The sequence below is a fragment of the Arthrobacter globiformis genome (assembly GCF_003261175.1).
GTDB lineage: Bacteria > Actinomycetota > Actinomycetes > Actinomycetales > Micrococcaceae > Arthrobacter > Arthrobacter globiformis_A.
Map to the genome: position 1 here is coordinate 36,354 of NZ_QLNP01000017.1, position 12,994 is coordinate 49,347.

Sequence of the window (12,994 nt, forward strand, 5' to 3'; positions counted from 1 at the left end):
TTTCGAGTTGCCGAAAGTAGCGCGCACCCATGCCTTCCCAACCGGACGACAGTGCGGCACTGGCAATCCAGACCCCCGCGATCAACGACCGCTCCCTCGCGGCCGGGCTCGCCTATGCCATGGGCGGCCGCGTCTCCGGGATCTCGTTCGACTCCGCCACCGGCCTGATGCTCGGCAAGGTCCGCGGCGGCTCCGACGTGCCGTACTCCACCACGGCCAAGCTGGTCCGGAAGGGCGGCGGCTGGAGCTGCACGGTGGGTGTCTGCAGCTGCCCGGTCCGCAAGGACTGCAAGCACGTGGCCGCGCTGCTGTTCGCGGCCGAAGACAACCCGGCCGTGAGGGTGCAGCTCCTGTCCCCCGCCGACGTCTCGCGGATGTCGCGGGAAAAGTCCGTGCCGGCACTCTCGGACTGGGAGCAGGCGCTCAGCCCCCTGATCTCGCAGGCCGGTCCCGTGCAGCAAAGCGGCGGCACTCCCCTGGCCCTGCAGTTCGAGGTGGAGGAACCGGCCCCGCACTTCTCCTACACCGGCCGCCGGGACCCGCTCCGCAGCGTCCGCCAGCTCAAGGCCCGCCCGGTGATCCTGGGGGCAAAGGGCAAATGGATCCGCGGCGACGTCTCCTGGAACACCCTGAGCTACCTGAACTTCAAGCGCGAGTGCAACCAGGCCCATGTGGAGTGGCTGCAGGCCTTCCTCGCGGCGCACACCGGCGGCGCAAACCGCTCTTACTCGTCGTCGTCCCTCTGGCTGGGGCTGAACACCTTCGCCGGAAGGAACCTGTGGAGCCTGCTGGAGGAAGCCAGGCAGCTCGGCGTCGCGCTGGTGCACAGCCGCGGCCAGGAGCCGGTGAAGGTGGCGGCGGAGCCGGCGGCGGTCGGCCTTAACCTGGGCCGCTACGGAAGCGACGGGCAGGAAGGCGGCCTGGAGCTGGCGTCCACCATCACGGTTGACGGCACCGAGGTTGATCCGGCGTCGGTGGGCACCATCGGGCGTCCGGCGCACGGCATCTTCCTCACCTCCAGCGGGGACGCGCTGCCGGGGGTCGCCGCGGACGAGACCATCACCCTCGCCCCGCTGGAGAGCGGACTGAGCGAGGAGCTGCTGGCCTTCGTCACGGCGGGCAGCACGCTGCACATCCCGGCACGCGATGAGGGACGCTTTCTCACGGGCTTCTACCCCAAGCTGAAGCAAACGGCGCGCGTGACGGCGGCCGACGAGTCCGTCGAGCTGCCCGAGCTCGCCCTCCCGACGCTCTCGCTGCTGGCCAATTACGGCGCCGACCACCGCGTGCGCCTGCACTGGGAATGGCACTACAAGTCGGGCTCCATCGTCACGGCACAGCCGCTCTGGCGCCATCCCGGCGACCACGGCTACCGTGACGATCCGGCCGAAGCCCGGATCCTCGAGGCAGTGGGCCAGCCGTGGGACGTGGTGCCCAAGCTGGGCGAATCAGCCACCGGCGGCTGGGGCACGCCGCGCCTCGCGGCCACCGCGGAGCTGAGCGGGCTGGACACGCTCGCCTTCACGGAGGAGGTGCTCCCCCGGCTGCTGAACACTCCCGGCGTCGACGTGGACACCTCGGGCGACATCGCCGACTACCGGGAGGCAGAAGAGGCGCCGGTGGTGGCGATTTCCACCAAGGCCACTGACCAGCGCGACTGGTTCGACCTTGGCATCGTGATCACCCTCGAGGGCCAGCCGGTGTCCTTCGCGGCGCTCTTCTCCGCCCTCGCCGCGGGGCAGACGCGCATGCTGCTGCCCAGCGGCGCCTATTTCTCCCTTGACCTTCCGGAGCTGCACCAGCTCCGGGCCCTGATCGACGAGGCCCGCGCGCTGCAGGATAACTCGGGCGATAAAGACGCGCCGCTGCAGATCAGCCGTTTCCAGGCCGGACTGTGGGACGAACTCGCCCAACTGGGGATCGTGGACGAGCAGGCGTCCGCCTGGCGCGCAGCCGTGGGCGGGCTGCTGGCGGACGGCGTCCAGGGCCTGCCGCTGCCGGCCACCCTTAACGCCGAACTGCGCCCGTACCAGCTGGAGGGCTACAACTGGCTCAGCTTCCTGTACCGCCACAGCCTCGGCGGCGTGCTCGCCGACGACATGGGCCTGGGAAAGACGGTCCAGGCGCTGGCCCTGATGTGCGCGGCCAAGGAACACGCCGCGTCTGCCGCGGACGTTCAGCCAGCGGACGCCGCAACAGCGGATCCCAAAACTGCGGACGACGGCGGCGCGCCGTTTTTGGTGGTGGCGCCCACCAGCGTCGTGGGCAACTGGGAGGCCGAGGCAGCCCGCTTCGCGCCCGGCCTTACGGTCCGCGCCGTCGGCGAGACGTTCGCCAAGAGCGGCGCCGACCCCGCCGAGGCCCTGGCCGGGGCGGACATCGTCATCACGTCCTACGCGCTGTTCCGGATCGACTACGAGTCCTACGCGGGACGGCGCTGGGCCGGGCTTGTGCTGGACGAGGCGCAGTTCGTCAAGAACCACCAGTCCAAGGCCTACCAGTGCGCCCGCAAGCTTCCGGCGGCGTTCAAGCTGGCCATCACCGGCACGCCGCTGGAGAACAACCTGATGGAGTTCTGGGCCCTGACCTCCATCGTGGCGCCGGGGTTGTTCGCGAGCCCTTCGCGGTTCGCCGAGTACTACCAGAAGCCGGTGGAGAAAAACGGTGACAAGGGGCAGCTGGACAAGCTCCGCCGTCGGGTCCGTCCGCTCATGATGCGCCGGACCAAGGAGCAGGTCATCAAGGACCTGCCGCCCAAGCAGGAGCAAATCCTTGAGGTGGTGCTCAACCCGCGGCACCAGAAGGTTTACCAGACGCACCTGCAGCGCGAGCGGCAGAAGATCCTGGGCCTCATCGAGGACGCGAACAAGAACCGCTTCACCATCTTCCAGTCGCTGACGCTGCTGCGCCAGCTCAGCCTCGACGCCTCCCTGGTGGACGAGTCGCTGTCCGGCGTGCGGTCCAGCAAGCTGGATGTGCTGTTCGAGCAGCTGGAGGACCTCGTGGCCGAAGGCCACCGCGCCCTGATTTTCAGCCAGTTCACCGGTTTCCTGGGCAAGGTCCGCGAGCGCCTCACCGAGGAGAACATCGAGTTCTGCTACCTCGACGGCGGCACCCGGAACCGTACCGACGTCGTCAACGAGTTCAAGAACGGCACGGCGCCCGTGTTCCTGATCAGCCTCAAGGCCGGCGGGTTCGGCCTCAACCTGACCGAGGCCGACTACGTATTCCTGCTCGATCCGTGGTGGAATCCCGCGTCAGAGGCGCAGGCGGTGGACCGCACGCACCGCATTGGCCAGGCCAGGAACGTCATGGTCTACCGGCTCGTGGCCAAGGACACCATCGAGGAGAAGGTCATGGCACTCAAGGCCAAGAAATCGCAGCTGTTCGCCGACGTGATGGAGGGCGACGCGCTGTCCGGCGGTGCACTCACCGCAGAGGACCTGGCGGGGCTCTTCAGCGACTGACAGGTCCCGCCGTCAGGCCGGCGCCGTCAGGATCCGCGGCGCGGTCTGCTTCCGCAGCCAGCGCCCCAGCGCTTTGCCCTTTCCCTTCCACCAGTTCTCCTCGTCCGTGTCCGTCCGCCACCGGTACGTCACCACCACCAGCACAAACATCCCGAGCATAACGTCCCCCCAGACGCCGGAGGCCGCATCAATCAGGACGGTAATTGCCATGACCAGAATCGCTGGCGGAGCCAGTGTCCTGAAGACGGTGTTGGCCACGTAGCGCCCGCGGGAGCGGGGCACGGAGAGCAGCCGGAGCATGTCGGCACAGGCGCAGACGAGTACGAGGGCCTGCCCCAGCGTCAACAGGATCGACCCCGGCAGGGACCCGGCGAACTGTACGGCTGATGCCAGTCCGGCGCTCATGGCCTGTAACCGGGCTCGGCCGGCTTTCCTGCAAAGTGCATGTCGTCTCCTCCGTCGCTCTGGGCGGTTCGCGTGTCCGACCATTCAAGTGCCCCGTACGGCCCCTGTCACGGGCAACCGCTACCCGTCTTTCGTGGTTGAAGTACCCGGATTCGAACAGCGGTACGCAGCTGGCGACGATTCCATTCGAGCAACTGGCGGCAGACACTACCATTGGCCTATGGGTGCCCAAGACAGCCCGCCAGTGCGTGCGGGCGACGCTCCCCCGCAGGAGGCGATGACGCTGGGGCGACTTCTGGCTCTTCTGGGCGAAGGCATCTCTGCCGAAGCTCTGGAGACACAACTGGCGGCTATGCAGGCGGAGCACCTCCTCGACCCGTCGACGGCAGCGGCGGCCCGCAGCCTCAACGCACGGCTTCGGGAGGCCAGCCGAAGGGAGGGCCTGCTCCGCGTCCTGTACGACACCGCCACGGACCTCACCGGCATCCGCGACGTGGAGGCCGTTCTGAAGGCCATCGTCCGCAGAACCCGCTCGCTCATCGGCAGCGACATCGCCTATCTGAGCCTGAACGACTACAACTCCGGGGAATCCTACATCCGGGTGACGGACGGCGCCGCCACAGCCCTGTTCCGGAACATCCGCATGCCCCTGGGCGAGGGTGTCCTCGGTGCTGTGGCCACCGGCGAAGCCCCTTCACAATCCGCGGACTACTTGGTGGACCAGACCAAGTCGCACCTTGAGTCGAGCGACGCGGCGGTCGCGGCAGAAGGCGTACGGGCCATCATGGGCGTTCCCTTGCGGGCCGAGGGCAAGGTCATCGGCGCGCTCCTCGTGGCGGACCGGCACGCGCACACGTTCAGCAGCGACGACGTCGCACTCATGGAATCCATCGGCACCCACGCTGCTGTGGCCCTCGAGAACGCGCGTCACTTCACCGAAATGGCCGATGCCCTGGCCCGTCTGGATCAGGCACAGCGGCAGAATCTTGCCCATCTGAAGGCCCTGGAGGAGCTATCCTCCCTTGACCAGCGGCTGATGGAGACCCTGGCGTCCGCCAACAGCCTGCCCAACCTCATGATGCTTCTCGCCGAATCGATGGACAGCGAGGTGTCCGTCGTTTCACCCATGGGCGAGACCCTGGCAGGACTCGGCGCCAACCCCGACTTTGGCAGTCCCGCCGCCCTGAGCGCCGCGGAACTCTCCGCCGCGCGGACGCTGCCTGTGCCTTTTACAGTCAGGGGCCGGCACTACACCGTGATGTCCGCGGTGGCCGGCGACCAGCACCTGGGCTCGCTCATCGTTGCCGGCCACGTCAGCCAGGACCGGCTTGCAGTGCTGGAGCGAAGCGCCCTGGTCCTCAGTGCGGCGTTGCTCTCTGAAAGGACCTTCCAGGACGCGCAGTACCGGCTGCAGCTCGAGCTCATAGACGAACTCCTGAATCCACGGTCCGAGGATACCGAAGCGCTGAAACGGCGGGCCGGAAGATTCGGTTTGGCCGACAACATCCCGCTGGTGGTCCGGGTGGTGGGCGTCCGGGAGGACCAGCGGCAGAGGGCTCTGGCAGTACTGAAGCGGCATGCGCAGGACCGTCCCGGGATCACTGCCCTTCACGAATCCCATCTGTGCGTCATCGAGCCGCGTGCGCGCCGAGGTACTTCCGGTGTTGATATGCCCTTGGACAACGGACAGTCACTCGTTGATGCCCTGAAGCACCAGCGGATCGAGGCCAGCGTTGGATCGTCCCAGTCGGTGGCGGGATTCTCCCGGCTGGCCGACGCTCACGCCGAGGCTGATGCCGTACTACGTGCGCTGCAGGCGCTGGCGCGAAACGGCGAGGCGGCCGACCGGGCTGCCCTCGGCACAGCAGGCATGCTGCTGGGCGCCATGGACAGCCCCTTTGCCGCCCAGCTGCTGGCGGCTCAGCTCGGACCCCTGCTGGACTACGACGGCCGCCGGGGAACACAGCTGGTTCTGACCGCCTGGACCTTTCTTGAGAACGACGCCTCCGGCACCGCAGCGGCGGAGGCCCTGCACATTCATCCCAACACGCTTCGCCAACGGCTGGAACGCATCGACAGTGTCCTCGGGGCCAGCTGGCGCAGGGGCGGCCGGTCCCTGGACATCCACGTGGCACTGCGGCTCTGGCGTCTGCAGTCCGCCGGGAGCCGAGGCCACTAACACTGGCCCGGTTCACAGTGCATGTGGTTTTCAAGCACATGCTTCCGCCGCCAATGTGGCAAAAACTTACATAGGCCACGTCACACCACTCTGGAACGATGAAATCTGCGGCACCTGTCAGGTAGCCAGCGATCCCCATTTTTAGGAGTCAGTAACAATGTCGTGTGCGCATGCAGCGGGCATCCGTCCCGCAACCTTCGGCGTCCTGCGGTTGCCGCGGAACATCGTCGTCGGCGCCCAGCAGCGTTTTGCCATCGCCGATATCGCAGCAGAGCTCGGTGACAGCGTCCTCATCTGCACGGACCCCCGGCTCGCGGCTTCGGACGAACTGCAGAGCCTCGTTACGAGCCTTGAGAGCCGGCAGCTGTCCGTCCGGGTCTACGGAGAAACCCAGGCCGAACTGCCCACCCCGGGCATCATGGCCTGCATCGAAGAGCTTAAGGGTCAGGACGTCGACGTCGTCATCGGCTTCGGCGGCGGCAGCTGCATGGACATGGCAAAAGTGGTCTCGGTGCTGCTGACGCACGGCGGCCAGCCCAGCGACTACTACGGCGAATTCGCCGTTCCCGGTCCCGTCAAGCCCGTCATCGCCTTGCCCACCACGGCAGGCACCGGGTCCGAAGCGACCGCCATTGCCGTGGTTTCCGATCCCGAACTCGGCATGAAGATGGGCATCTCAAGCCCCCACATCATCCCCTTCGCCTCGGTGTGCGACCCCGAACTGACTTACACCTGCCCGCCGTCCCTGACGGCAGCCACCGGCGCGGACACCTTCGTCCACTTGGTCGAATCATTCACGGCCATCACCCGGGAACCGACCCGCACGCTCGCAAGCGAGCGCGTGTTCGTGGGCAAGAATGTCCTGACCGACTCCCTGGCACTGGACGGGATCCGGCTCCTCGGCAGGAGTTTGGCCACCGCCTACAAGGATCCGGGCAACACCGATGCCCGAGCCGACATGATGCTCGCCGCACTCTACGGCGGCATAGTCCTCAGCAACGCCGGAACGGCGGCGGCGCACGCCATCCAGTACCCCGTTGGCGCGCTGACTCACACTCCGCACGGCGTGGGCGTCGGCCTGCTGCTCCCCTACGTTGTCCGTCACAACTTCAGCGCCATCGAACCGCAGCTAGGGCAGATTGCCGAGGCGCTCGGACGCGACATCAAAGGCCTGGACTGCCGGAGCGCGGCAGTTGCCGGAGTGGAGGCCATCGACGAAATCATCGCCGCCATTGAACTGCCTGCCACGCTACAGGACCTCGGCGTCCAGGAGGCCGACCTTGGCGAGATCGCCAGGCTGTCCCTGAACTCGAAGCGGCTCATCGACAACAACCCGGTGCCGCTCGACCTGGAGTCAGTTACGTCCATCGTCCGGGCCGCTTACGACGGCGACCGTACCATCCGCTAAAACGCTTCGCTGTCATATCAGCACCTGATCAAAACCCGAGGATCCCCAATGACACTTCTCTCCGCCCAGGAACCGCTCGACGTCGATGAGCTTGTGGTCCCCCGCCAGCTGCTCATCGCCGGAGGCTGGCAGGACGCCACGGCCGGCCACACCGTCGACGTCGTCAATCCTTCCGATGGAACCATAATCACCGCCATCGCGGACGCCAGCGTCGAGGACGGCCTCGCCGCCGTCGATGCCGCCGCCGCGGCATTCCCCGGATGGGCAGCCACGCCGCCCCGGCGCCGCGCTGAGATCCTCAGCCGCTGCTTCGAACTGATGACCGAGCGCAGCGAACAACTGGCCCATCTCATCTCTCTCGAGAACGGCAAGGCGCTTCCCGATGCCCGGGGAGAGGTGGCCTACGCCGCAGAGTTCTTCCGCTGGTACGCCGAGGAGGCCGTCCGGATCATAGGCGAGGTGTCCACATCGCCATCAGGTGCGAACCGCATCCTGGTCCAGCACCAGCCGATCGGTGTCTGCGTCCTCATAACGCCCTGGAACTTCCCCGCCGCGATGGCCACCCGCAAGCTCGCACCAGCGCTTGCCGCCGGCTGCACTGCCGTACTCAAGCCAGCCACGCTGACCCCATTGACCTCCCTCGCCATCGCCCAGCTGATGGTCGACGCGGGCGTCCCGGCCGGCGTCGTCAACGTGATCACCACGAGCAAGACGGGCGACGTCATGACGCCGATCCTGGCTGACCCCCGCGTTCGTAAGCTCTCGTTCACCGGTTCCACCGGAGTCGGGCGCCACCTGTTGCGGCAGGCGGCGGACAACGTCCTCAAGTGCTCCATGGAACTGGGCGGCAACGCCCCTTTCCTTGTGTTCGAGGACGCCGACCTGGACAAGGCAATCGACGGCGTCATGATCGCCAAGATGCGCAACGGCGGCCAGGCCTGCACCGCAGCCAACAGGATCTACGTACAGCGCGGAATCCAGGCGGAGTTCGCAAGTCGCCTGGCGGGCCGCATGGCCGCCCTGACAGTCGGGCCGGGCACGGATCCGTCCACCGAAGTGGGTCCGCTGGTGGATCAGGCAAGTGTCCTGAAGGTGGACGCCTTGGTCCGCGATGCCCTCGACCAGGGTGCGCGCCTGCTCACCGGCGGGCAGATGCCGCAAGGGGAAGGCTACTACTACCCGCCCACTGTGGTAACCAACGTGCCGCTCCATGCACGCATGGTAAGTGAGGAAATCTTCGGGCCCGTAGCATCTGTTATCTGCTTCGACACCGAGGACGAAGTCATCGCGGCCGCCAACGACTCCGAGTACGGCCTTGCGGCGTATGTGTTCACCGAGGACCTGCGCCGGGGGCTGCGGATATCCGAACGCATCGAAAGCGGAATGGTGGCCCTCAACCGGGGGCTCGTCTCTGACCCGGCCGCACCGTTCGGCGGCGTCAAGCAAAGCGGCCTGGGACGCGAAGGCGCCCATCAGGGCCTGTTGGACTTCACTGAAACCAAGTACATCGCCGTCGACTGGTGAACCGGGTTCACTCCCCTGATCATTCCCCACATTCCTATTTGACCTTCGAAAGAGAAGACCAATGACGCTCTCCGCAGCAACTGCCGGCAACGCACGCCGGGTGCCCTGGCGGGTATCCCTCGCCAGCTTCGCCGGAACCACCATCGAGTGGTATGACTACTACATCTTCGGCCTCCTTGCGGCCACCGGCGTTTTCAGCAGGCTCTACTTCCCCGAGCAGGACCCCGCTACAGGTCTCTTGCTTGCCTTCCTCACGTACGCTGTCGGTTTCGTTGCCCGTCCCTTCGGCGGCATGTTCGCCGGCCACTACGGCGACAAGATCGGCCGCAAACCGATGCTGGTGCTGTCGCTCCTCCTGATGGGCTTCGCCACCCTGGCGATGGGCCTGTTGCCCGCCTACGCTCAGATCGGCGTTTGGGCTCCGATCCTGCTGACCGTCCTGCGGCTCGTGCAGGGGTTCGGTGCGGGCGCTGAGTGGGCCGGGGCCGCCATCATCTCCACCGAACACGCCCCGGAAGGCCGCCGCGGATTCTTCGGCAGCTTCACCCAGATGGGCGTCCCGGCCGGGATGCTGCTTGCCAACTCGTCCGTCCTGGCCGTGAAGGCCAGCGTCCCTGCGGATGTCTTCGATGCCTGGGCCTGGCGTATTCCCTTCCTGCTGAGCGTGCTGCTGATCGTCGTGGGCCTGGTGGTCCGGGCGAAGCTCGAGGACTCCGAGGACTTCAAGGAGCTCGTGGCCAAGAAGCAGACCGCTCACAACCCGCTTGGTGAGGCCCTCAAGAAGGAAACCAAGGGCGTCTGGCTGGTCGTCGGCATGCGCCTCGCAGAGAACTCGGCCTTCTACCTGTACACCACCTTCTCGGTTGTCTACATCATGCGGACGTTCGGGCCCGAACGCGCCAACCAAGGCTCCATGTCCGTTCTGATCGCTTCCGCCATCGGCGTCATCGCCGTGCCGCTCTGGGCAGCGCTGTCGGACCGGATCGGCCGGAAGCCGCTTTACCTGTTCGGCTCCATCGGCGGCCTGCTGTTCTTCCCGCTCTACTTCGTCATGACGGACACCGGCAGCGCCCTGCTGGCAACCCTGGCCATCATCATCGGCCTCGCGGTCTTCCACAACTCCATGTACGGCCCGCAGGCTGCCTTCTTCGCCGAACTCTTCTCCACAAAGCTCCGCTACAGCGGCGCCTCCATGGGTTACCAGTTCGGCTCCGTCCTGGCCGGAGGCATCGCGCCGCTGGTCGCGGTGGCCCTGCTCAATGCAGGCAACGGCGAACCCGGCTGGGTGATCCTGTACTTCAGCATCATCGGCGTCATTACCGTCGGCTCGGCCATCCTGGCGCCGGAAACGGTGAAGCGGGTACGCGGCAGCCTTGAGGCGGCGCAGCAGCAGGGTTCGCAGGTCTCGGAGGATGCAACCGCCCAGACCGGCGGCCGCTAGGGGATATTTAGCACACCTCGGCTAGAAAAACCGGCGGCATTGGCAGTGTGGACTTTCAATGCCGCCGGTGGTCCCTCTTCGCCGACACTCAACATTCGCCCCCCAGCCGATCCCGTCCGGCGGGCGGACTCCTGTCAGACGGGGGCCGGAACCGTGGGCCAGCTGGCTTCCCCGGCCAGCTCTTCGGCCCGCGGCAGCGGATCCAGGTGGCTGATGCCCGTGGGCGTGATCTGCAGGACCCGGGCAGTGGCGATGTCATAGAACAGGCCCGTTACATGGACATCGCCGCTCCGGACGGTGTCCTTCAGGCTGGCGTGCTGCTCCAGCCGTTCGAGCTGGACGGCAACGTTGACCATGGCCAGCTGGTCCACCGCGCCGTACCCGGCCTGCTCGGCTGCAACCTGGACGGGGTGGCCCGCATGGAACGACTCGAGGCTCGGCCGGCCGTGGTCCAGCCAGGACTCGACGGGGCAACGTTCCTCCTGCCCTTCGGGGCTCTGGCCTGAGAGCTGCTGGCCGGGGGCCTTCTGGTCCGACTCCGCCCCGGCAGGTCCGGCGAGCAGGGCTGTCATGGCGCCGCAGCCGGAGTGGCCGCATACCACCACCGACGTGACCGACAGCTCGTCGAGGGCGAACTTCAGCGACGCCTCAACGGACGGTTCGAGGCGGTCACTCCCCACCACGTTGCCCACGTTCCGGACCGTGAACAGGTCCCCCGGGCCGCTGCTGGTGATCAGGTTGGGCACCAGCCGGGAATCGGCGCAGGTGATGAACAGCGTGTCGGGGTCCTGGAACGTGGACAGCTCCTGGACGTGCGGACGCAGCAGGTGGGCGTGGCGGCGGTGGTAGCTGTCCACGCCGTTAAGCACCGACCGTACCGGGGCCGGGACATGCCCGGCTGCCTCAGCGGCCAGCGGCGCAGCGTCCCGCTGCCAGCTCCGCCACGGCGCGAAGCCGCCGCGCAGTGCGGAGCGCGACGAGCCGCGTGCGGGGGTTCCCGCCACGGCGGCGTGGAGCGTGGCGGTGCCGGTTTCCTCGATCTCCACACTGCCGCCGTTGTTCACGTGCCGCACGCGCCAGGCCTCCAGGGTGTCGTGCACCGGGTGGTCGAGGTAGTCGACGTCGAGCTCCACCGTGACATGCGCCGCCGGCGGCACCGCGGCCAGCACCTTGCTCAGGCGGGGAAGCGACAGGAACGTGCAGGAGCCGTCGATGACCACGCGCCAGCGGCCTTCGGCGGTTCCGCCGAGGGGCTCCGCGTGGATGCTGGCCCGGACTACACGCCACAGGACCAGCAGCACTGCCAGCGCGAGCCCGATCAGCACGCCGGCAAGCAGGTTGACGAACACCACCGTGAGCAGCGTGGCGGCATAGACGGCCAGGTCACCGGTGACGCGTGCCGTCTGGAAATCGGCCACCTTCACGAGGCGGATGCCGATCATGATGAGCAGCCCGGCCAGCACGGCCTGGGGCACCAGCTGGATGACACCCGCCAGCAGCAGGGAAAAGACCAGAACCCAGATGCCGTGGAGGACCGCGGACTTGCGGGTGCGCGCCCCGGCCTCGACGTTGGTGGCACTGCGGACGATCACACCGGTGACCGGGAGGCCGCCCAGCATGCCTGACGTCACGTTGGCAGCGCCCTGGCCGAGCAGTTCACGGTTGAAATTTGTACGCTCGCCGTGGTGCATCTTGTCGACGGCGACGGCGGACAGCAGCGACTCCACGCTCGCCACCAGGGCGATGGTGACGACGCCGACGGCGATGGCGGTCCACTCCCCCTGCGGCAGGTGCGGAAGGGCAAGGGCGTCCAGCAGCGAACCATCGAAGGTGATCCGGTCGACGTCGGAATTGAACGGGAGGGACAGCAGCGTCGCGGCCACCACGGCCACCAGCGGGCCGGGCACGCGGCGGACGGCGGCCGGCATGTGCTTCCACGCGACGAGCAGTGCGATCACCACAGCCCCCAGGAACGCGGCCTGCGGATCCACGGCGGCCAGGCTGTCCGGCAGTGCCACGATATTGTGGAGCGCCGCTTCACCGGCTTCGCTGCCGAGCATCACATGCAGCTGCTGCAGGACAATGATGATGCCGATCCCGGCAAGCATCGCGTGCACCACCACCGGCGCAATGGCAAGCGCCACCCGCCCCACCTTGGCCATACCCAGCAGTACCTGGAGGACGCCGGCGGCCACGGTGATGGCGCAGGTGACGGGCCAGCCGAACTGCTCGATGAGGCCGGCGACGATGACCGTCAGGCCTGCTGCCGGGCCGCTGACCTGCAGCGGCGAGCCGCCGAGGGTGCCGGCAACGATGCCTCCCACTGCGGCCGCGATCAGTCCCGCCATAACCGGCGCACCCGACGCCGCGGCGATGCCGAGCGACAGCGGAACGGCAACGAGGAACACCACGAGGGACGCCGGCAGGTCCCAGCGGAGGCCCGTGGTCAGGCGTGCCAGGACTGGTATCCGGCTCCTGCCGGGGTGGATGGGTTGTGGATCCGTGGCGGCTGGCGAGGGCATATAAGTCCTTAGCTCGTTCGAAGGGTCCTTATCCACGCTATTGACGCC

The 12,994-nt window shown here is 67.2% G+C and carries 7 protein-coding genes; 5 read left to right on the forward strand and 2 right to left on the reverse strand.

Features of this window, described 5'->3' with window-relative positions; all coding sequences use genetic code 11:
- Window positions 1–29 precede the first annotated feature (29 nt).
- Window positions 30–3,467: a DEAD/DEAH box helicase gene (locus DBZ45_RS01965; protein ID WP_111902305.1), complete on the forward strand. Its 3,438-nt coding sequence runs from the start codon at window positions 30–32 to the stop codon at window positions 3,465–3,467.
- A 12-nt stretch (window positions 3,468–3,479) separates the two neighbouring features.
- On the opposite strand, the gene DBZ45_RS01970 is transcribed toward DBZ45_RS01965, so the two are convergent.
- Complete coding sequence (locus DBZ45_RS01970) at window positions 3,480–3,872, reverse strand: hypothetical protein (protein ID WP_111902306.1); 393 nt, start codon at window positions 3,870–3,872, stop codon at window positions 3,480–3,482.
- Window positions 3,873–4,092: 220 nt separating this feature from the next.
- Between DBZ45_RS01970 and DBZ45_RS01975 the strand changes: the two genes are divergently transcribed.
- From DBZ45_RS01975 to DBZ45_RS01990, 4 genes are all read left to right on the forward strand, one after another.
- Window positions 4,093–6,051, forward strand: coding sequence for a helix-turn-helix domain-containing protein (locus tag DBZ45_RS01975; protein WP_190242965.1), 1,959 nt, complete (start codon window positions 4,093–4,095; stop codon window positions 6,049–6,051).
- Window positions 6,052–6,208: 157 nt separating this feature from the next.
- A complete protein-coding gene (locus DBZ45_RS01980) occupies window positions 6,209–7,459 on the forward strand; it encodes an iron-containing alcohol dehydrogenase (RefSeq protein WP_111902308.1) in 1,251 nt (416 codons plus the stop codon).
- A 48-nt stretch (window positions 7,460–7,507) separates the two neighbouring features.
- Window positions 7,508–8,983, forward strand: a complete 1,476-nt coding sequence (locus tag DBZ45_RS01985; RefSeq protein ID WP_111902309.1) for an NAD-dependent succinate-semialdehyde dehydrogenase — start codon at window positions 7,508–7,510, stop codon at window positions 8,981–8,983.
- Window positions 8,984–9,044: 61 nt separating this feature from the next.
- Complete coding sequence (locus DBZ45_RS01990; protein ID WP_111902310.1) at window positions 9,045–10,424, forward strand: MFS transporter; 1,380 nt, start codon at window positions 9,045–9,047, stop codon at window positions 10,422–10,424.
- 134 nt (window positions 10,425–10,558) lie between these two features.
- Here DBZ45_RS01990 and DBZ45_RS01995 read toward each other — a convergent pair whose 3' ends face one another.
- Window positions 10,559–12,946, reverse strand: coding sequence for a SulP family inorganic anion transporter (locus DBZ45_RS01995; RefSeq protein ID WP_111902311.1), 2,388 nt, complete (start codon window positions 12,944–12,946; stop codon window positions 10,559–10,561).
- Window positions 12,947–12,994: the final 48 nt, after the last annotated feature.